Here is an 18,085-nt window from a genome sequence, read left to right on the forward strand (position 1 = left end):
CGCCCCGGGCCGGATGTTCAGGCACTCTGGTGGGGTGACCCACTCACGGATCGAGGCCGACACGACGCCGCTGACGCGTCGTGGCGCGCCGCGGCCGCCGGAGCCGGTGGAGCCGAAGCGGCGGCGGCCGGGCGGCAAGCTCGCCGGGGTGCTGCTGTTGCTGGTGGCCGCGCCGGTGGTGGTGCTCAGCGCGCTGCGCGGGGTGGGTTTCGACCAGCAGAAGCACGCCGCCGCGGCGATCGCGCTGACCCCGTACGCGCTGCCCGCGGCCGCGGTGCTGGCGGTGCTCGCGCTGCTGCTCAAACGTTGGCTGCTGGCCATCGTGCTGGTGCTGTGCACCGTGCTGCTCGGCATGATCGTGCTGCCCAGGGCGTTCGTGAAGGCGCGGCCGATCGCGGTCGGCACCCAGGTCAGGGTGCTGTCGGTGAACCTGTTCTTCGGCCGGGCGGACGCCGCGACCGTGGTCAAGCTGGCCAGGGGCGCCAAGGCCGACGTGCTCAGCCTGCAGGAGCTGACCCCGGAGGCGGTGGCCGCGCTGGACGCGGCCGGGCTGGGCCAGGAGTTGCCGTTCCGGGTGTTCGAGCCGGGCGCGGGCGCCACCGGCACCGGCATCGCCGCCCGGCACCCGCTGACCAGGATCGCGCTCGGCCGCACCCCGGCGCCCGGCGCGTACGCCCAGCCCGCCGCGCTGGTCAACCTGCCGGGCCCGCGCGGCCTGGAGGTCATGGCGGTGCACCCGAGGGACCCGGTGGGCCCGAAGGGCGCCGAGTCCTGGCTGCTGGACCTGGGCGCGCTGCCCGAGCCCCGCACCGAGGGCCCGGCCAGGGTGCTCGCCGGTGACTTCAACGCCACCCTGGACCACTCGCCGCTGCGCCGCCTGCTCGGCCAGGGCTACCAGGACGCCGCGGACCAGGCGGGCGCCGGGCTGACCAGCACCTGGCCGGCCAGGGGCGCGTTCCCGCCGCCGGTGACCCTGGACCACGTGCTGGTGGACAAGCGCTGCCCGGTGGACCGCTTCGACGTCTTCGACGTGGCCGGCAGCGCGCACCGCTCGGTCCTGGCCACCTTCACCGTGCCGGGCTCCGGCCCCTAGAGCAGCCGGTCCAGCTCGGTGAGAGCGTCCAGGCAGGTCATCGGCAGCGAGACCCCTCGGCCGTGCCGGACCGCCGGCTCGCGCGGGTTGATCCGGATCAGCCCGCCACCGGCCGCGCTGGCCAGCTCGGCCTGTCTGCGCACGGTGGGCACGGCCTGCCCGGCGCCGATCTCGACCACCACCAGGTTCGCCCCGCGCAGCTCCCGCCGCCAGGCAGTGCAGGCGTCCAGCTGGGCCTGGCTGCGGTGGCCGACCCAGTCGTAGTCGCCGAACATCAGGATGTTGGGCCTGGCCAGCCCGCCGCAGCCGGGACAGCTGGGCAGCTCGCCGACTGCGCGCATGGTGTCCGGGTCGATCTCCACCGCCAAGCCGTCGGCGGACCAGATGTCCTCCGAGCAGGAGCCCGCGCACTGGAGGTGGTGGATCGAGCCGTGGCACTCCGCCACCCCCCCGAACCCGGCTGACTGGAACTGCCCGTCCACGTTGGAGGTGAACACCCACTGCCCGCGCGGCAGCCGCTCACCCCACTTGCGCAGGATGCCGAACCCGGCGTGCGGCACGGTCGAGCGGTACAGCGCCAGCCGGTGCCCGTAGAAGCCCCAGGCCAGCGCCGGGTCCTCGGCGAAGTGCATCGGGTCGGCCAGTTCGGCGAAGCGCAGGCCGAGCGCGGCGTAGGGCGGGTAGGCCCGCCAGAAGCCCGCGTCACCGCGGAAGTCCGGCAGGCCGCTGTCCACACCCATGCCCGCGCCGGCGCACACCAGCAGGGCGTCGGCGCCGCGGAGCAGCTCCGCGGCGCGCGCCAGCTCAGTCCGCGGCGCTGGGTCCGGCACTGAGCACGACCTCGAACTCCAGCAGGCTGGACCCGGTGCCCACCGGCTTGGCCCGCTCACCGGCGTGCGCGGCCTTGGCCGAACCGCCCATCCACGCCTGGAAGTGCTCCTCGGTCTCCCAGCGGGTGTAGACGAAGTAGCGCTCCTCGCCCGCCTTCGGGCGGAGCAGCTCGAAGCCGAGGAAGCCCGGCTCCTTCTCCACCGCGCCCAGCCGCGCGGCGAACCGCTTCTCCAGCTCCGCACCGGACCCGTCCGGCACCTCGATCGCATTGATCTTCACAACGGCCATGCGGCCAGCCTAGTGGTCCGGCTGGGAAGGGTGGCCTGATCTCGACCGCCCCACGACGCGACCGGCGGCGTTGCCGGGACACCCACGTACGGTCCAGTACGAGGGTGCCCCGGCGCCTTGCCGGACGCGCCGTGGCACGGCCGATATCAGGCCACCCTTCCGAGCCGGACCACTAGCCTGGCTGGCATGCGCGATGGCGTGGTCGACTTCGGCGGCGAGGGACCGGGAATCCTGTTGCTGCACGGGCTGATGGGCCGGGCCAGCACCTGGTGGTCCACCGCCCAGTGGCTGCGCCGCTACGGCCGGGTGGTCGGCCTGGACGCCCGCGCGCACGGCCGCGCCACCAGGGACAAGCCCTGGCGCACTGAGGTCTTCGCCGACGACGCGGCCGCGCGGATCAGGGAGCTGGACCTGGGGCCGGCGATCGTGATCGGCCACTCCATGGGCGGCCTGCACGCCTGGGCGCTGGCGGCCAGGCACCCGGAGCTGGTGCGGGCCGTGGTGTCCGAGGACATGGCCCCCGACCAGCGCGGCAAGACCGTCGAGGTGTGGCGGGACTGGTTCGCCGCCTGGCCGGTGCCGTTCACCTCGCTGGCCGCGGTGCGCGCCTTCTTCGGCGCGGACCGGACCGAGGTCGGCGACTACTTCATCGAGTGCTTCGAGGAGACCGCGGACGGCTACCGGCTCACCGCCGACCTGGCGGACCTCTACGAGATCGCGGGGGAGTGGGGCGAGCGGGAGTACTGGTCCTTCGTCGAGGCGGTGCGCTGCCCGCTGCTGGCCATCGAGGCCGAGCACTCGGCGATGCCGCCCGGCCAGATCGCCGAGGTGGCCCGGCGGGCCGGGGACGGCCGCTACTTCCTGGCCGAGGGCGCCGGTCACGTCGTGCACTACGAGACCCCCGAGCAGTACCGCGGCGCGGTGGAGGCATTCGTCAGCGAGGTCCTGGGCCGCTAGGCCGACCACAGCTCGTCGACGGCGCCGGTGCGGGTGTCCACCACGCCGATCGCGGACACGCCCGCCCGGATCGGCTGGTACGGGTGCACCGCGGCGAACCCGGCGGCCAGCTCCGCGCCGGTGACGCCCTGGGCCAGCGTGCAGTGCGGCACCCAGGAACCGGGCAGGTAGTAGGCCGAGGGGTGCTTGACCCGCCCGGCCAGCACGTCGTGCACGGCCGAGTGCACCGCGAGCAGCTCGGCGTCCACCACCGCGGCCAGCATCAGCACGTTCTCGCTGGTGGCGAAGGCCCCGACGTTGTGCAGCCAGAGACCGGGCATGGACAGCAGCGCCAGGTCCGCGCGCAGTTCCGCCCTGGCCCTGGCCGGGATCTGCCCGGCCACCGCGAGCGAGATGTGCGGCTGGTGCGCGCGGTGGCTCAGCGTGGCCAGGCTGGGCACCCCGGCCGCCTCCAGCGCGCGCCAGAGCCCGCGCACCGCCGTGTCGGCCTCGGGGTCGAAGAACATCTCCAGTGCGTCCGCCACAATCGCAGCACGCTAGTCCGTGCACCTGGCCCATCTGGAGCCGCTATGAACACCGTGCTGTGGATCCTGCAGATCGTGCTCGCCGCCGCCATGCTCGGCGCGGGCGCCGCCAAGCTCATCCAGGGCCGCGAGAAGCTGCTCGGCAAGATGGGCTGGGCTGAGGACTTCTCCGACGGCCTGTTCCGCACCATCGGCGCGGTGGAGGTGCTCGCCGCGCTCGGCCTGATCCTGCCCGCGGTCACCGGCATCGCGCCGGTGCTGGTCCCGATCGCCGCCCTCGGCCTGGCGATCACCATGCTGGGCGCGGTGATCGTGCACGTGCGGCGCAAGGAGTACGGCCAGCTCCCGCCGTCGGCGATCTTCCTGGTGCTGGCCGTGGTCATCGCCTGGGGCCGGTTCGGCCCGTACCCGCTCTAAGCCTCGCCGGGTAGCCCGAACAGCCCGTCGTCGGTCTGCTCCACCAGGCCGTCCACCAGCAGCGAGTGCAGGCACCGGTCCCGCTGACCGGCCTCGTCCCAGGCGGCGTCCAGCGCCGCCCTCGGCACCGGGCCCGGTGCGCCGCGCAGCACGTCCAGCAGTCGCCCGCGCACCTGCCGGTCGGTGCCGGCGAACTTCTGCACCACCTTGGCCGGGCCCGCGTACGCCGGTCGCCCGGCCCGCTGCCAGGCGCAGTCCTGGTACACCGGGCAGTCCGCGCAGCGGGGCGAGCGCGCGACGCACACCACCGCGCCCAGCTCCATCAGCGCCGCCGAGTACCGCGCGGCCCGTGCCGGGTCCGTTGGCAGCAGCGCCTCGACATCGGCCATGTCCCTGGTGGTCGACGGCGGACCGGCGTCGCCCGCCCCGTGCACCGCCCGCGCCACCACCCGGCGCACGTTGGTGTCCACCACCGGGCAGCGCTGGCCGTAGGCGAAGGCCGCCACCGCCCGCGCGGTGTACGCGCCGATGCCGGGCAGCGCCAGCAGGGTGTCCACGTCCGAGGGCACCACGTCGCCGTGCTCGGCCGCGATCGCGGTGGCCGCCGCGTGCAGCCGCAGCGCCCGGCGCGGGTAGCCCAGCTTGCCCCAGGCCCGCAGCACCTCGCCCTGGCTCGCCGCGGCCAGCGCCGAGGGCGCCGGCCAGCGCGCCAGCCACTCGCGCCAGATCGGCTCCACCCGCGCGACCGGGGTCTGCTGCAACATGATCTCGCTGACCAGCACCCCCCAGCCGGTGCAGTCGGGGTCCCGCCAGGGCAGGTCACGGGCGACACGGTCGAACCAGCCGACAAGCGTGTCCGGATCCAGGGAAACAACAGTCGCCATAGCGTGCACAATCCTCGCACCCACCCCGCCCGCGGAGGAAACATGGCCACCCGCCAAGCCCCGCCCCAGGACAACCTGGCGGCCCGGATCGCGTTGCGGTTCACCGCGTTCACCGAACGCTGGCTGCCGGACGCCTTCGGCTTCGTGCTCGTCGGCACCTTCCTGGTGCTGCTGCTCGGCCTGGCCACCGGTCAGGGGCTGACCACCATGGTGGACGCCTGGGGCAAGGGCGTGTGGAGCCTGGTCACCTTCACCCTGCAGATGGCCATGATCATCATTGGCGGGTACGCGCTGGCCACCGCGCGCCCGGTGGCCAAGGTGATCGCCTGGCTGGCGAGGATCCCGAAGACCCCGCGCGCGGCGATCACCTTCACCGCCGCCGCCTCCATGCTCACCTCGTACCTGAACTGGGCGTTCAGCCTGATCTTCACCGCGATCCTGGCCAAGGAGATCGCCAGGCTGGTGCGCGGGGTGGACTACCGGGCGCTGGGCGCGATGGCCTTCCTCGGCCTGGGCACGGTGTGGGCGCAGGGCCTGTCCGGCTCGGCCGCGCTCCAGGTGGCCAGCGCGGACTCCAGCCCCAAGGCGGTGCAGGAGGTGATCAAGGCCGGGCGCGGGTCCGGGCTGATCCCGCTCACCGAGACGATCTTCCTGTGGCAGGGGATCGTGGCCACGCTGATCGTCTTCGTGGTCGCCGTGGTCACCGCCGCGGTGATCGCGCCGATCGGCGAGCGCGCCAAGACCGCCGCCGACCTGGGCATCGAGCTGCGCCCGCTGGTCGGCCCGGCCGAACCGGAGCCCAAGGGCCGTCCCGGCGACTGGCTGGAGCGCAGCCCGGTGTTCTCCGTGCTGCTGTTCGCCCTCGGCTCCTGGTACCTGGTCCGGCACTTCGCCAACGCCACCGGCAGCCCGCTGAACGCGCTGGACCTCAACACCATCAACCTGGTCCTGCTGCTGCTCGCGCTGATCCTGCACTGGCGGCCGCACCGCCTGGTCGCCGCGGTGCGCGCGGGCGCGCCGGCCGCGGCCGGGGTGCTCTTGCAGTTCCCGCTCTACGGCGGCATCTTCGGCATGATCGCCTTCACCGGCCTGTCCGGGGCGATCGCGGGCTGGCTGGTGGACATCTCCAACCCGGTGCTCTACCCGGCGCTGATCGCGATCTACTCCTGCGTGCTGGGCGTGTTCGTGCCCAGCGGCGGCAGCAAGTGGGTGATCGAGGCGCCGTACGTGCTGGACGCGGCCAACCAGCTCCAGGTGCACCAGGGCTGGATGGTGGTGGTCTACGACCTGGGCGAGGCCAGCGCCAACCTGCTCCAGCCGTTCTGGATGCTGCCGACGCTGGCCGTGCTCGGGCTCAAGGCCCGCGACATCATGGGCTACACGTTCGCGATGTTCCTGGTCTGCTTCCCGACCGTGCTGATCGTGGTCACCCTGTTCGCGCGGACCCTGGGCTTCCCCTAGATCACCTCGTGCAGCAGCGCGGTGGCCACGTCGTAGACGAACCCGCGCACGTGCTCGGTGTGCTCCAGGAACGGGCTGCGGCGCACCCGCTGCACGGACTGCCGGACGCTGTCCTTGACCTCGCGGAAGGCCTCCAGGGCCCACGGCGGGCGCAGGCCGGTCTCCTGCTCCAGCTCGTCCTTGAACTCGTCCTCGGTGAAGGTCATCAGGCCACAGCTGGTGTGCTGCATGACGATGATCTCGCGGGTCTCCAGCTTGCGCTGGGAGATGGTCAGCGAGCGGATCATGTCGTCGGTGACCACGCCGCCGGCGTTGCGCAGGATGTGCGCCTCGCCGTGCCGGAGGCCGAACACGTCGAACACCTTGATCCGGGCATCCATGCAGGTCACGATCGCCAGGTGCAGGGAGGGCTTCGGAGAAGGGATCTCCGGGTGGCCCAGTTCGCCTGCCACGGCGTTGCGCTGGAGCAGATCGTCGATCGCGGTCATGACACTCCCCTCAGCTGCGGCTGTGTTGATGGAAACCCGCGGCGGGCGAACCGGCAAGATGACTTTGAGCAAACTCACGCGTTCGGCCGGACCTTGGTTGCGCACGCAACACGCCAAACGGCGTAACGACGAATTACGTCATTTGGAGCAACCGGGGCGTTACCGTCTGCCTGTGCTCGATCCGGTGGGACCTCACCCGCCGTCGGTGTACTGGCGCCGGCGCGCGGTAGCCCTTGGCGCGTTCGTGCTCGTCTTACTGCTCGGGGTGTGGGCCGTCGGCCTCGCCTTCGGCGGCAGCGACGACACCGAGCGCGAGCTGGCCGAACTGCGCGCGGCGGCCGCCGCGCGGGGCATCGCCACACCGGGTTCCTCCGCGCCGAGCAGCCCGGTGGCCGCGCCGCCGCCGAGCAGTGCGGCCCCGCCACCCTCGGAGGCGACCCCACCACCGCCGCCGCCGCCCCCACCCCCGCCTCCGCCGCCAGGGCCGCCGCAGCCTTGCCCGAACGAGGTCACCCAGGTGGTCGCCGAGGTCGGCGCACCCGAGTACCGGGTGGGCCAGCGGCCGGAGTTCCGCCTGGTGGTCACCAACACCGGCCCGGTGCCGTGCACCCGCGAGCTGGACCCGAAGGTGCAGGAGATCCTGGTGCTGGGCCAGGACGGCGCCCGGCTCTGGTCCAGCAACGACTGCTACCCCGGCCGCAACCCCGACCTGCGCACCCTGGAACCCGGCGGCACCGCGGTGTTCCGGCTGGCCTGGCACGGCCGCACGTCCGCGCCGAACTGCGCGGGCAAGCGCAAGACGGTGCCTGTCGGGGACTACTCGGTGGTGGCCAAGGTCGACGACCTGGCCAGCCCGCCGGCCCCGTTCCGGCTCCGCTGATCAGCCGTAGCGGTCCACGATCGAGGACTCGGCCAGCCTGGACAGCCCCTCGCGGACCATCCGCGCCCTGGTGTCGCCGACGCCGTCCACGGTCTGCAGGTCGTCCGCGGTGGCCGCGAGCAGCGCCTGCAACGAGCCGAAGTGCTCGACCAGCCGGTGCTGCACCGGCGCGGGCAGCCGGGGCACCCTGGCCAGCAGCCGGTAGCCGCGCGGGCTGACCTGGCCGTCCAGCGACTCCGGACCTGCCGGGAAGCCGAAGGCAGCGGCGATCGCGGCCACGTTCAGCAGCTCGGTGCCGTCCAGCGCGTCCAGCGCCGCGACCACCTGGTCCGCGCTCGGCGCGCCGGGCTCGTCCACCAGGTAGTCCCGGATGACCAGCTCGCGGTCCAGCTCGACCCCGCCGACCAGCTCGTCCAGCTGGAGCTCGATCAACCGGCCGTCCGCGCCCAGCTCGACCACGTGCCAGCCGATCTCGTCCGCGATGCGCTGCACCATCTCCAGCCGCTGCACCACGGTCATCGCGTCCTTGAGCGTGACGAAGTCCTCGATCTCCAGCGCGGACAGCGCCTGCGCCACCTCGTCAAGGCGGGCCTTGTAACGCTCCAAAGTGGACAGTGCCTGGTTGGCCCGCGACAGGATGGTGGCCGAGTCGGTCAGCACGTGCCTGCGCCCGTCCACGTAGACGCTGACGATGCTCATCGACTGGCTCACCGAGACCACCGGGTGCCCGGTCTGGATCGCGGTGCGCTCGGCGGTGCGGTGCCGGGTGCCGGACTCCTCGGTCGGGATGGTCGGGTCCGGCACCAGCTGCACGTTGGCGCGCAGGATCCGGTCCGCCTCGGTGGACAGCACCATCGCGCCGTCCATTTTGGACAGTTCGCGTAACCGGGTGGCGCTGAACTCCACGTCCAGCCGGAAGCCGCCGTCGCAGATCGACTCCACCGCCTCGTCGTGGCCGAGCACGATCAGCCCGCCGGTGCGGCCGCGCAGGATCCGCTCCAGGCCGTCCCGCAGCGCCGTGCCGGGCGCGAGCCGGGCCAGGGTGGCCCACACCAGCTCCGACTGCGTCCGCTCGCTCACGATGTCCCTCCTGCCCGATCCGACACCGGAGTCTACGTTCGGCCACGAACGCGTGAACGCCTCGACTCCCGGCGGACAACACTGGTTGTGAGGACGATGACCGAACGCCGCCCAGGGGCGCCGCCCCCTGCCGAGGCCGAGCGCCCCGACCTGTCGTGTCCGCAACCGGCCGCCGTGTTCGGGTCGCTGTTCGACGCGCACGCCGCCGCGCTGCACCGCTACCTGGCCCGCCGGGTGGGCGCGGGCGCGGCCGACGACCTGGTCAGCGAGACCTTCCTGGTCGCGCTGCAGCGCAGGCACAGCTACGACCCGGCTCGGGCCGCGGTGCGCTCCTGGCTGTACGGGATCGCCACCAACCTGCTGCGCGGCCACCTGCGCGCCGAGGTCCGCGGCTACCAGGCCACCGCCCGCGCCGCGGCCCGGCAGCGGCCCGAGGACGGCCACGACGGCCGGGTCGCGGCCATGGTGGACGCGGAGGCCGCCACCCTCGGCCTGGCCGCCGCGCTGGCCGGCCTGGCCCCCGGCGACCGGGACGTGCTGCTGCTGACCTCCTGGGCCGGCCTGGACTCCACCGAGGTGGCCGAGGCCCTGGACATCCCGGTCGGCACCGTCCGCTCCCGGCTGCACCGCGTCCGGCGCGAGCTGCGCGCGCACGCCCCAGACCACGGCAAGGAGGACCCCCGATGACCGAGCACCGCGGGTGGCGCGAGGACGAGCTGGACGCCGCGCTGGCGAACCTGCGCCCGGAGGCCGCTCCTGACCCGGAAGCCCTGGCCGCGGCCAGGGCGCGCCTGCTGACCGCGGCGGAGACGCCCGCGACCCCGCCGCGCCGTGCCGCCCGTCGCTGGCTGGTCGCGGCGGCCGCGGTCGCCGTGGTCACCACCGGCGCGCTGCTGGCGCAGACCTTCACCACCGGCGGCGCGACCGCCGACGCCAGGGACGTGCTGGCCACCGCGGCCAAGGGCGCGGACGGCGACCGCCCGCTGCGCCCCGGTGAGTACCGGTACGTGGTCGTCCGCTCCTGGGACTCGGCCAGCGCGGCGCAGGCGGACAAGACCTACAGCTACCTGGAGGAGACCCTCCGGGAGACCTGGATCCCGTTCGACGAGAACGCCGAGTGGGTGCGCAGGGAACGCCTGACCGGCAACCGGCAGTGGACCCTTGGCGTCACCGAGGCCGAGTACCGGGCCGCCGGGCTGCCGCTGGACCCCGTCGGGCCGCCGGTGGACAAGCGCGCGCCGCGCGGGGAGTTCGACGCCGCCGGTGAGCTGTCGGCGTGCGAGCAGCCGCCGTGCCCGGTGACCCCGCCGGAGGTGGTCCGCGAGCGGGAGCGCGCGGGCAGCTGGCAGACCCCGACGCCGGCCTGGCAGGACGCGCTGCCCGCCGATCCGGCCGCGCTCTACGAACGGCTGCGCGCGGGCCTGCGACCGGAACTCGCGGAGAGCGGGGCCTTCGAGAACGCCCGTGCCGCGCTGCGCACCGGCCGCCTGCGCACCGAGGTCCGCAACCGGCTGTACCAGGCGCTGCGCCTGCTGCCCGGCATCACGGTGAAGGACGGTGCGGTCGACCTCGGCGGGCGGCACGGCGTGTCCCTCGGCCTTGCCGACGAACTGAGCAGCACGGAGATCATCATCGAGCCCGCCTCCGGGCGGTTCCTCGGCGAGCGCGCCGTGGTGCGGCAGGACAGCGAGCACTTCCGGCGGGGCACGATCATCTCGCACAGCACCGTCGGCACCGCTGTCGCAGCTCAGGCGGGCATTGCGCCGTCCCGGTGAGCGTTGGGTGACCGCGCGTGACAGACCCCAGGGGGGAGGGGGTATTGTTATCGCGTTCACTTGGCCATCGAGTTAGTGGACGCAATCAAGTGTTGTGGCCGGCCGGGATTCGGGGTCCAGGCCGTGCTTGCTGGAAGAGGGCCCGCACACCGCTCGGGGGTGTGCGGGCCTTTCCACGTTCTCAGCCCTCGGAACGCAGCTCCCGCAGCGCGGAACCCAGGTCGGGCACCACGGTCGCCTTGATCTCCGCGGGCAGCGGCCCGGAGTCCGGCGGCACCAGCGCGTGCGTGAAGCCCATCCTGGCCGCCTCGGCCAGCCGCCGACCGGCCCCGGCCACCCGCCGCACCTCACCGGCCAGGCCGACCTCGCCCAGCGCGATCATGGTCGGCGGCAGCGCCACGTCGCGCGCGGCCGAGGCCACCGCGAGCGCCACCGCCAGGTCCGCGGCGGGCTCCAGCACCCGCATGCCGCCGACGGTCGCGGTGAACACGTCCTTGTCGCCGAGGCGTACCCGGCCGCGCCGCTCCAGCACGGCCAGCACCATGGCCACCCGCGCCGAGTCCAGCCCGCTCACCGCGCGCCGGGGCGCGGGCAGGTTGGTCGCCGCGACCAGCGCCTGCACCTCGCCCAGCAGCGGCCGCTTGCCCTCCACGATCACCGTCACCGCGGTGCCCGGCACGCCGACCTCGCGCTGGTTGAGGAACAGGCCGGAGGGGTCGGCCACGCCGATGATCCCGTCGTCCCGCAGCTCGAAGCAGCCCACCTCGTCGGCGGGGCCGTAGCGGTTCTTCACCCCGCGGACCAGCCGCAGGGTGGAGTGCCGGTCGCCCTCGAAGTGCAGCACCACGTCCACCAGGTGCTCCAGCACCCTGGGCCCGGCGATCGAGCCGTCCTTGGTGACGTGCCCGACCAGCAGCACCGGCAGGTTGTTCTCCTTGGCCACCGCGATCAGCGCGGAGGCCACCGCGCGCACCTGGGTCACCCCGCCCGGGGTGCCGTCGATCGCGGCGGACTGCACGGTCTGCACCGAGTCCACGATCAGCAGCCCCGGCCGCACCGCCTGCACGTGGCCCAGCACCGCGGACAGCTCGCCCTCGGCGGCCAGGTACATCTCGCCGTGCAGGTTCCCGGTCCGCTCGGCGCGCAGCCGCACCTGGCCTGCCGACTCCTCGCCGGTGATGTAGAGCGAGCGCCCGTTGCCCCGGGAAGCCGCCCAGCGGTGCGCGACCTCCAGCAGCAGGGTGGACTTGCCCACACCGGGCTCACCGGCCAGCAGGATCACCGCGCCGGGCACCACCCCGCCGCCGAGCACCCGGTCCAGCTCACTGACCCCGGTGGAGACCGCGCGGGCGGCCTCGATGTCCACCTCACCGATCGGCCGGGCCGGCGCGGACACCGCGCCCGCGGTGATCTTGGCCAGGGCGGGCTTGACCGCGCCCTTCTCCTCGACCGTGCCCCAGGCCTGGCATTCCGGGCAGCGGCCCACCCACTTGGCCACCTCGTTGCCGCATTCGGCACAGCGGTAGCCGGGACGGGCCGTGCGCACGTTCTTCGACACGAGCCGAACCTAGGGCCTCGGTCCGACAGTCAGCGGATCAGTGGCCGCCGGAGCCGCCGTGTCCGCCGGTGGTGGGCTGGGCCGTGCGGGGCTTCTCGTCCGCGGCGATCGGCACCTGCAGGGTGACCGAACCGGCCTTGGCGAAGGAGAAGGTCACCGGGATGGTCTGGCCGGGCCACAGCTCGCGCTTGAGGCCGACCAGGGTGATCATCACCGAGCCGACCTTGAGCTTGCTGGTGTCCGCGGCCGAGGTGCTCGGCGAGGTGGCCGAGGTCGGCGTGGCGGAGGTCGAGGTGGCGGCGCCGGAGGTCGGCGTGGCGCTGCCGCTGGTGCTGGTCGGCGTGGCGGAGCCGCTGCTCGCGGTGCCGTGCTCGGCCTCGTTGGCCTCGGCGCGCAGCACGAACCCGGCCGGGATGGTGTTGCCGCCCTTGACCTCGGCCGGCGCGCTGGTCGCGTCGCTGGTGATGGCGACCAACTGGTCGTCCTGGGCGCCGCTGTTGATCAGGCTGATCAGCAGGGAGGGGTTGCTCTTGGCCGGGTACTTGTGCTGCGCCGGGAAGGCGAACTGGGCATCACGGATCTCGATGGCCCCGACCTTGCCGCTGGCCCCGTTCACCGCCGCCACCTGGATCGCGGTCTGCGACTGCATGCCAGCGCCACAGCCGGTCACGGCCAGCGCGATACCCAGGCCCAGCGCCGCCGGGACCAGGCGGGCACGGACTGCCTTCTGCTCTACACGGCTCACAGTGCGCCGATCCTTCCCTGGAGTACCTGGTGAACTCCTCGGCCGCAGCCTAACCAAGCGCGCCCGCGCGGGTGGCACCTGGTGCCCCGCGCCGGGCCGGTATTGATGATCACCTGTTCGCGGCAATACGGCGTAGGCCATTTCGCCGTGCCCCGGAGTTTCGCGGAGATCAAAAGTCCACTGTGGACCCGGCCTTGCCCCGCGCTGACCGGGGGAAGCATGTTCCGCGCCGGTTTGTCAACCCCTCCCGTGGCCGCTGACCTGCGCTTACAGATCGCCGGGGGGTCGAGCGGAGATGGCCGGACGTGTTAGGATGGGGGCAGCGAAAGGGGCAGAGGACACATGGTTTTCAAGGTCGGAGAGACCGTCGTCTACCCGCACCACGGTGCCGCTCTCATCGAAGCAATTGAGACCCGCGTGATCAAGGGCGAGGAGAAGAAGTACCTCGTCCTCAAGGTCGCGCAAGGAGACCTCACCGTCCGGGTGCCCGCGGACAACGCCGAGATCGTCGGCGTGCGGGACGTTGTCGGTCAGGAAGGTCTGGATCGGGTCTTCGAGGTGCTGCGTGCTCCGCACACCGAAGAACCCACCAACTGGTCTCGGCGGTACAAGGCCAACCTCGAGAAGCTCGCCTCCGGCGATGTGAACAAGGTTGCCGAAGTGGTGCGCGATCTCTGGCGACGGGAGAAGGACCGCGGCCTGTCCGCTGGTGAGAAGCGCATGTTGGCCAAGGCTCGGCAAATACTGGTGAGCGAGCTGGCCCTGGCCGAAGGCACTGACGAGGACAAGGCCGAGGTTCTCCTCGACGAAGTCCTCGCCACCGCCTCCTGACAAGTCGAGAGAAGACACCGCCGCTGCCATGAGTGTTGTCGCGCTCGTGCCCGCTGCCGGGCGAGGTGAGCGGCTCGGTGCCGGTGTGCCGAAGGCCCTCGTCGAAGTCGGCGGCGAGCCGTTATTGGTGCACGCGGTACGTGGTCTGTGGCGATCGGGCTGTGTCCAGCAGGTCGTCGTCGCCGCACCACGGTCCGAAGTTGACGTCGTGACCGCCGCACTGGCCTCGGTCGGTGCGGCGGTGCACGTCGTCATCGGTGGCGCCGAGCGTTCCGAGTCGGTCAAGCTGGCCTTGGACGCCGCGCTGGAGATCGTCCCCGATGCCGAGGTCGTGCTGGTGCACGACGCGGCCCGCGCCTTCACCCCGCCTGGGCTGACCGCCTCCGTGGTCGCCGCCGTGCGGGCAGGCGCCCCCGCGGTCATCCCGGCCCTGCCGGTGGCCGACACGATCAAGCAGGTGGACGCCGACGGTGTGGTTCGCGCCACGCCGGACCGCGCCACGCTGCGGGCCGTGCAGACTCCCCAGGGTTTCGCCGTCGACGTGCTGCGCAGGGCCCACGAGGCCGCGCTGGCCGACGGTGTGGCCGCCACAGACGACGCAGGCCTGGTCGAGCGCATCGGCATCCCGGTGCACACCGTGCTCGGCCACGCCGATGCGATGAAGGTCACCACCCCGTTCGACCTCACCGTGGCCGGCGCCCTGCTGGCCGCGCGATCCCCAGCTGTGGAGGGCCAGGCGTGATCCCGCCGCGTGTCGGAGTCGGCACCGATGTGCACCCGATCGAGCCCGGCAGGGACTGCTGGATGGCCGGTCTGCTCTGGGAGGGCGTGGACGGCTGCGCCGGTCACTCCGACGGCGATGTGGCCGCGCACGCGCTGTGCGACGCGCTGCTCTCCGCCGCGGGCAAGGGCGACCTGGGCGCGGTCTTCGGCACCGGCGACCCGCGCTGGTCCGGCGCGCATGGGGTCGAGCTGCTCGCGCACGTCCGGGACCTGCTGGCCGAGGACGGCTGGCAGCTGGGCAACGCGGTGGTGCAGGTCATCGGCAACGCGCCGCGGATCGGCAAGCGCAGGGACGAGGCGCAGAAGGTGCTCTCCGAGGCCGCGGGCGGCGACGTCGCGGTCTCCGGCACCACCACCGACGGCCTCGGCCTCACCGGTCGCGGCGAGGGTGTGGCCGCGGTGGCCACGGCGCTGATCCACCGCGCCTGAGCCGAATCCGGGCAGCCGAAAGCGGAACGACCCGGTCGTGCTGGGCGTTCCCGCTGGTGTGAGTTATCTCAACGCGCTACAGCCCGGCGGAGGCCCCGGACGCGGCGCGCGTGGTGATCAGGACTCCTCGGTTGACCGGCAGCCTGGCTTGCTGGATCCGCCGCGCGGTCGCCGCCGCCCGGCACGCCCTCGGCGCCGGTAGCCGACGTTCCCTGATCTCCCTGGTGGCCTTCCGCGCCTGCCGCCGAGCCAGGTTCGCGCGCAGCTTCTTCGAATGCCACACGAGATCCACAATGCTCAGCAGCACAGGCAGAATCACGAAAAGTGGTAGCAGAGCGTTCACCATGTCGCGCCCCTTCCCCGATCACACCACTCTTTCGGAGCATCCCTCGTATCGAAGGTCTCGCTCCGTGATTGAACAGGGAAGGATGTATCCAAAGCCTTTATCGGACTGTTAGCTCGCACGGTGTGTTCATCAGCACACCGTGTTGATCGAACTACTGTCCGTGTGATTGCCGCTTACCCGCCAGTAAGTGAGAGGTTCATCAGTCCCAGTGACCGGGCACCCCAGTCAACACGGAGCGTGTTCATAGTCACGGGAGGCCCAATGTCCGCACATCCCGAGCTGACCCTCTCCGGCGTCGTCCTGGACGCCCCGGACCCCAGGAGCCTGGCCACGTTCTACCGCCGCCTGCTCGGCTGGGAGGTGGTCCAGGACGAGGCGGACTGGGTCAAGATCAGCCCACCCGGCGGCGGCCCCGGCCTGTCCTTCCAGACCGAGCAGAACTACCGCCGCCCTGCCTGGCCCACCAGTCCGACGGCCCAGGGCATGATGATCCACTTGGACTTCCAGGTCGCCGACCTGCCGGCCGCCTGCGCGCACGCCGAGGCCGCGGGCGCCACCCCGGCCGACTTCCAGCCGCAGGACCACGTCCGCGTCTACTTCGACCCGGTGGGCCACCCGTTCTGCCTGTTCACGCACTGACCGCGGGGCGCGCCCGGCCGCCGCGGGGCCGGGCGCACCCTGAGCTCGCCTAGCTGAAGATCACGGAGCGGAACTTCAGCCGGTCCGAACCCTTGCCGCCATCGGGGCGCAGAGAGAAGAAGGAGTAACTGCCGCAGTTGTGGTCCTTGAAGACCACGGCAGTCGAGTCCGTGTCATTGCGCGGCCGGAACGCGTACGTGTCTTCCAGGTCGGCGACCTCCGGGATCTCGATGCACTCCCAGCTCGGCGGATCGACCAGCGAGCCCACGTGGACGTCGCCGTCCTCGTCGAGGTAGCGGTAGGTGAACTCGTCATCGTCCGCGAAGGCGGTCCCGGGCAGGACCAGCATCAGCGCGGCGATACCGGCGAGCAGCGCGGTGGTGTTGCGGCGGCGCATGGCGACCAACTCCTTGCGGTAGCAGGATCTTTGCCGTCCAGGCTTCCCACGTGCCGGGCGGGCACATCCGCACCGGGCCACAGTCACTCACCAGAGGTAGCCAAACAACCGCATGGGGTGACCAGCGGCGACTGGTCGATCGAAGGATTGACGATCACCGGGCGGTGGCTCAGGCTGCCCGCGTGACCAGGTCGAACGGGATGACCCGGATCGCGGTGGCCAGCTTCATCGGCACCGCGATCGAGTTCTACGACTTCTACATCTACGGCACCGCGGCCGCGCTGGTGCTCAACTCGACCTTCTTCCCCGACCTGTCCCCGGTGGTGGGCACGCTGGCCGCGTTCTCCACCTTCGCGGTGGCCTTCATCGCGCGGCCGCTGGGGTCGCTGCTGTTCGGGCACTTCGGGGACCGGGTCGGGCGGAAGTCGATGCTGGTCGCCTCGCTGCTGACGATGGGGCTGGCCACCGTGGCGATCGGGTTGCTGCCGGGGGCGGCGCAGATCGGCATCCTGGCGCCGGTGCTGCTGGTGGTGCTGCGGTTCCTGCAGGGGCTGGGGCTCGGCGGGGAGTGGGGCGGGGCCGCCCTGCTGGCCACCGAGCACGCGCCCCAGGGCAAGCGGGGCTGGTACGCGGCGTTCCCGCAGCTGGGGCCGTCGGTCGGGTTCTTCGCCGCGAGTGGGTCGTTCCTGCTGCTCTCGGCGGTGCTGGACGACGTGGCGTTCCGGGAGTGGGGCTGGCGGGTGCCGTTCCTGGCCTCGGCGGTGCTGGTGGCGGTCGGGCTGTTCGTGCGGTTGCGGATCGCCGAGACGCCGGTGTTCACCGAGCTGGTCGAGAAGCAGGAGCGGGCCTCGATGCCGCTGGTGGAGATGTTCCGGCAGGCGCCGAAGCGGCTGCTGCTGGGCGGTGGCGTGATCGTGGTCTGCTACGTGCTCTTCTACACCTCGACCACCTTCGTGCTCTCCTACGGCACGACCACGCTGGGGTACTCGCGCAACACCATGCTGGTGCTCTCGATCATCACCATTTGGGCGCTCGCCGTGGGCACGATCGTGGCATCCAGGGCCGCCGACGCCTACGGGCGCAAGCCGGTGCTGATCTTCGGCACGCTGTTCTCGGTGGTCGCCGGGCTGCTGCTGTTCCCACTGCTGGGCAGCGGGAGTGTGGTCCTGGCCGGCGTGGCGCTGGCACTCGCACTGGGGGCCATGGGTCTGGTCTACGGTCCGCTCGGCGCGTTCCTGCCCGAGCTGTTCGACACCAGGTTCCGCTACTCCGCATCGTCCTTCGCCTACAACCTCGGTGGGGTGGCCGGTGGCGCGCTCGCGCCGACGGTGGCGGCCGCGCTGGCCGCGGACTACGGGCCGGGGGCGGTGGGGATCTACGTCGCGGCGGCCGCGGTGCTCAGCCTGCTGTGCGTGCTGGGGCTGCCGGAGACCCGCGACGTCGACCTTCACCGGGCCAGCGGTTCGGCCACCGGGGTGGGCGGGGGCTCGGCCGCGGCCGGGTAGGCCAGGCTCGCGCCCGCGGCCAGCAGCGCGCCGAGGGCAAGGGCGAGCAGCTGCCTGGTCAGTCCTTTGTGGACGGTGTTCATCCGGTGGCCTCCTTGGTGTCGCTGGTGAGATCGGCACTGGTCGCTGTTCGTTTCGCCACGAAGGTGTGATCACGGTTCCGTCACTGGGTTA

General features: G+C 72.4%; 23 protein-coding genes. 12 read left to right on the forward strand and 11 right to left on the reverse strand.

What is annotated here, in order from left to right:
- The first annotated feature begins 34 nt into the window (after positions 1-34).
- On the forward strand, positions 35-1,093 hold the full coding sequence (locus N8J89_RS01880; RefSeq protein WP_283662634.1) for an endonuclease/exonuclease/phosphatase family protein: 1,059 nt from the start codon (positions 35-37) through the stop codon (positions 1,091-1,093).
- On the opposite strand, the gene N8J89_RS01885 is transcribed toward N8J89_RS01880, so the two are convergent.
- Positions 1,090-1,923, reverse strand: a complete 834-nt coding sequence (locus tag N8J89_RS01885) for an SIR2 family NAD-dependent protein deacylase (RefSeq protein WP_283662635.1) — start codon at positions 1,921-1,923, stop codon at positions 1,090-1,092. The two genes, N8J89_RS01880 and N8J89_RS01885, sit on opposite strands and share 4 nt — an antisense overlap.
- Positions 1,898-2,212: an antibiotic biosynthesis monooxygenase family protein gene (locus N8J89_RS01890; protein WP_283662636.1), complete on the reverse strand. Its 315-nt coding sequence runs from the start codon at positions 2,210-2,212 to the stop codon at positions 1,898-1,900. Before N8J89_RS01890 ends, N8J89_RS01885 begins: the two co-directional genes overlap by 26 nt.
- 186 nt (positions 2,213-2,398) lie before the next feature.
- Between N8J89_RS01890 and N8J89_RS01895 the strand changes: the two genes are divergently transcribed.
- Positions 2,399-3,169, forward strand: coding sequence for an alpha/beta fold hydrolase (locus tag N8J89_RS01895; RefSeq protein ID WP_283662637.1), 771 nt, complete (start codon positions 2,399-2,401; stop codon positions 3,167-3,169).
- Here the strand turns inward: N8J89_RS01895 and N8J89_RS01900 are convergent.
- A complete protein-coding gene (locus N8J89_RS01900; RefSeq protein WP_283662638.1) occupies positions 3,166-3,693 on the reverse strand; it encodes a 2'-5' RNA ligase family protein in 528 nt (175 codons plus the stop codon). The two genes, N8J89_RS01895 and N8J89_RS01900, sit on opposite strands and share 4 nt — an antisense overlap.
- Before the next feature lie 45 nt (positions 3,694-3,738).
- Between N8J89_RS01900 and N8J89_RS01905 the strand changes: the two genes are divergently transcribed.
- Positions 3,739-4,110 (forward strand): DoxX family protein, encoded by a 372-nt coding sequence (locus tag N8J89_RS01905; protein ID WP_283662639.1) that lies wholly within the window; start codon positions 3,739-3,741, stop codon positions 4,108-4,110.
- Here the strand turns inward: N8J89_RS01905 and N8J89_RS01910 are convergent.
- Positions 4,107-4,994 (reverse strand): HhH-GPD family protein, encoded by an 888-nt coding sequence (locus N8J89_RS01910; RefSeq protein ID WP_283662640.1) that lies wholly within the window; start codon positions 4,992-4,994, stop codon positions 4,107-4,109. The two genes, N8J89_RS01905 and N8J89_RS01910, sit on opposite strands and share 4 nt — an antisense overlap.
- 42 nt (positions 4,995-5,036) lie before the next feature.
- Between N8J89_RS01910 and N8J89_RS01915 the strand changes: the two genes are divergently transcribed.
- Complete coding sequence (locus N8J89_RS01915) at positions 5,037-6,455, forward strand: short-chain fatty acid transporter (RefSeq protein WP_283662641.1); 1,419 nt, start codon at positions 5,037-5,039, stop codon at positions 6,453-6,455.
- Here the strand turns inward: N8J89_RS01915 and N8J89_RS01920 are convergent.
- Positions 6,452-6,943 carry a beta-class carbonic anhydrase gene (locus N8J89_RS01920; RefSeq protein WP_283662642.1) on the reverse strand — a complete coding sequence of 164 codons (492 nt, stop codon included), beginning with the start codon at positions 6,941-6,943 and terminating at the stop codon, positions 6,452-6,454. The two genes, N8J89_RS01915 and N8J89_RS01920, sit on opposite strands and share 4 nt — an antisense overlap.
- 172 nt (positions 6,944-7,115) lie before the next feature.
- Here N8J89_RS01920 and N8J89_RS01925 point away from each other — a divergent pair, with 172 nt between their 5' ends.
- On the forward strand, positions 7,116-7,823 hold the full coding sequence (locus N8J89_RS01925; protein WP_283662643.1) for a DUF4232 domain-containing protein: 708 nt from the start codon (positions 7,116-7,118) through the stop codon (positions 7,821-7,823).
- Here the strand turns inward: N8J89_RS01925 and disA are convergent, their stop codons facing one another.
- On the reverse strand, positions 7,824-8,903 hold the full coding sequence (gene disA, locus N8J89_RS01930) for a DNA integrity scanning diadenylate cyclase DisA (RefSeq protein ID WP_283662644.1): 1,080 nt from the start codon (positions 8,901-8,903) through the stop codon (positions 7,824-7,826). It abuts the gene before it with no gap.
- Between the two features lie 96 nt (positions 8,904-8,999).
- On the opposite strand from disA, the gene N8J89_RS01935 reads away from it, so the two are divergent.
- Positions 9,000-9,590, forward strand: coding sequence for an RNA polymerase sigma factor (locus N8J89_RS01935; RefSeq protein WP_283662645.1), 591 nt, complete (start codon positions 9,000-9,002; stop codon positions 9,588-9,590).
- Positions 9,587-10,678 carry a CU044_5270 family protein gene (locus N8J89_RS01940; RefSeq protein WP_283662646.1) on the forward strand — a complete coding sequence of 364 codons (1,092 nt, stop codon included), beginning with the start codon at positions 9,587-9,589 and terminating at the stop codon, positions 10,676-10,678. Before N8J89_RS01935 ends, N8J89_RS01940 begins: the two co-directional genes overlap by 4 nt.
- 181 nt (positions 10,679-10,859) lie before the next feature.
- Here the strand turns inward: N8J89_RS01940 and radA are convergent, their stop codons facing one another.
- Together radA and N8J89_RS01950 are read right to left on the reverse strand one after the other, a co-directional pair.
- Positions 10,860-12,236 (reverse strand): DNA repair protein RadA, encoded by a 1,377-nt coding sequence (gene radA, locus N8J89_RS01945; RefSeq protein ID WP_283662647.1) that lies wholly within the window; start codon positions 12,234-12,236, stop codon positions 10,860-10,862.
- A gap of 37 nt (positions 12,237-12,273) precedes the next feature.
- Positions 12,274-12,981, reverse strand: coding sequence for a copper chaperone PCu(A)C domain-containing protein (locus N8J89_RS01950; RefSeq protein ID WP_283662648.1), 708 nt, complete (start codon positions 12,979-12,981; stop codon positions 12,274-12,276).
- Between the two features lie 342 nt (positions 12,982-13,323).
- On the opposite strand from N8J89_RS01950, the gene N8J89_RS01955 reads away from it, so the two are divergent.
- From N8J89_RS01955 to ispF, 3 genes are read left to right on the forward strand one after another with little or no spacing between them, the layout of a single operon-like run.
- Positions 13,324-13,812, forward strand: coding sequence for a CarD family transcriptional regulator (locus tag N8J89_RS01955; protein ID WP_065915127.1), 489 nt, complete (start codon positions 13,324-13,326; stop codon positions 13,810-13,812).
- A 28-nt stretch (positions 13,813-13,840) separates the two neighbouring features.
- A complete protein-coding gene (gene ispD / locus N8J89_RS01960; protein WP_283662649.1) occupies positions 13,841-14,554 on the forward strand; it encodes a 2-C-methyl-D-erythritol 4-phosphate cytidylyltransferase in 714 nt (237 codons plus the stop codon).
- Entirely contained in the window at positions 14,551-15,024 is a 474-nt protein-coding gene (ispF, locus tag N8J89_RS01965; RefSeq protein ID WP_283662650.1) for a 2-C-methyl-D-erythritol 2,4-cyclodiphosphate synthase, read from the forward strand. Before ispD ends, ispF begins: the two co-directional genes overlap by 4 nt.
- A 76-nt stretch (positions 15,025-15,100) precedes the next feature.
- Here ispF and N8J89_RS01970 read toward each other — a convergent pair whose 3' ends face one another.
- The gene (locus N8J89_RS01970; RefSeq protein WP_283662651.1) at positions 15,101-15,343 is read right to left on the reverse strand and encodes a hypothetical protein; all 243 of its coding nucleotides are present in this window, start codon (positions 15,341-15,343) and stop codon (positions 15,101-15,103) included.
- A 288-nt stretch (positions 15,344-15,631) separates the two neighbouring features.
- Here N8J89_RS01970 and N8J89_RS01975 point away from each other — a divergent pair, with 288 nt between their 5' ends.
- Positions 15,632-16,009, forward strand: a complete 378-nt coding sequence (locus N8J89_RS01975) for a VOC family protein (protein ID WP_283662652.1) — start codon at positions 15,632-15,634, stop codon at positions 16,007-16,009.
- Positions 16,010-16,058: 49 nt separating this feature from the next.
- Here the strand turns inward: N8J89_RS01975 and N8J89_RS01980 are convergent, their stop codons facing one another.
- Complete coding sequence (locus tag N8J89_RS01980; RefSeq protein WP_283662653.1) at positions 16,059-16,406, reverse strand: hypothetical protein; 348 nt, start codon at positions 16,404-16,406, stop codon at positions 16,059-16,061.
- A 182-nt stretch (positions 16,407-16,588) separates the two neighbouring features.
- On the opposite strand from N8J89_RS01980, the gene N8J89_RS01985 reads away from it, so the two are divergent.
- Positions 16,589-17,911: an MFS transporter gene (locus N8J89_RS01985; RefSeq protein WP_349497437.1), complete on the forward strand. Its 1,323-nt coding sequence runs from the start codon at positions 16,589-16,591 to the stop codon at positions 17,909-17,911.
- On the opposite strand, the gene N8J89_RS01990 is transcribed toward N8J89_RS01985, so the two are convergent.
- Positions 17,854-17,994 carry a hypothetical protein gene (locus N8J89_RS01990; RefSeq protein ID WP_283662654.1) on the reverse strand — a complete coding sequence of 47 codons (141 nt, stop codon included), beginning with the start codon at positions 17,992-17,994 and terminating at the stop codon, positions 17,854-17,856. The genes N8J89_RS01985 and N8J89_RS01990 overlap by 58 nt on opposite strands.
- Positions 17,995-18,085 lie beyond the last annotated feature (91 nt).

Origin of the sequence: Crossiella sp. CA-258035 (genome assembly GCF_030064675.1) — a bacterium.
In the GTDB taxonomy this organism is placed as follows: domain Bacteria; phylum Actinomycetota; class Actinomycetes; order Mycobacteriales; family Pseudonocardiaceae; genus Crossiella.

What these genes read in the sequence shown, in the direction of transcription:
- N8J89_RS01905 (WP_283662639.1), top strand. Translation starts at nt 3,739, where the DNA reads ATGAACACCGTGCTGTGGATCCTGCAGATCGTGCTCGCCGCCGCCATG.
- N8J89_RS01890 (WP_283662636.1), bottom strand. Translation starts at nt 2,212, where the DNA reads ATGGCCGTTGTGAAGATCAATGCGATCGAGGTGCCGGACGGGTCCGGT.
- N8J89_RS01975 (WP_283662652.1), top strand. Translation starts at nt 15,632, where the DNA reads ATGTCCGCACATCCCGAGCTGACCCTCTCCGGCGTCGTCCTGGACGCC.
- N8J89_RS01940 (WP_283662646.1), top strand. Translation starts at nt 9,587, where the DNA reads ATGACCGAGCACCGCGGGTGGCGCGAGGACGAGCTGGACGCCGCGCTG.
- N8J89_RS01980 (WP_283662653.1), bottom strand. Translation starts at nt 16,406, where the DNA reads ATGCGCCGCCGCAACACCACCGCGCTGCTCGCCGGTATCGCCGCGCTG.
- ispD (WP_283662649.1), top strand. Translation starts at nt 13,841, where the DNA reads ATGAGTGTTGTCGCGCTCGTGCCCGCTGCCGGGCGAGGTGAGCGGCTC.
- N8J89_RS01955 (WP_065915127.1), top strand. Translation starts at nt 13,324, where the DNA reads ATGGTTTTCAAGGTCGGAGAGACCGTCGTCTACCCGCACCACGGTGCC.
- N8J89_RS01935 (WP_283662645.1), top strand. Translation starts at nt 9,000, where the DNA reads ATGACCGAACGCCGCCCAGGGGCGCCGCCCCCTGCCGAGGCCGAGCGC.
- N8J89_RS01915 (WP_283662641.1), top strand. Translation starts at nt 5,037, where the DNA reads ATGGCCACCCGCCAAGCCCCGCCCCAGGACAACCTGGCGGCCCGGATC.
- N8J89_RS01910 (WP_283662640.1), bottom strand. Translation starts at nt 4,994, where the DNA reads ATGGCGACTGTTGTTTCCCTGGATCCGGACACGCTTGTCGGCTGGTTC.
- N8J89_RS01990 (WP_283662654.1), bottom strand. Translation starts at nt 17,994, where the DNA reads ATGAACACCGTCCACAAAGGACTGACCAGGCAGCTGCTCGCCCTTGCC.
- N8J89_RS01895 (WP_283662637.1), top strand. Translation starts at nt 2,399, where the DNA reads ATGCGCGATGGCGTGGTCGACTTCGGCGGCGAGGGACCGGGAATCCTG.
- N8J89_RS01920 (WP_283662642.1), bottom strand. Translation starts at nt 6,943, where the DNA reads ATGACCGCGATCGACGATCTGCTCCAGCGCAACGCCGTGGCAGGCGAA.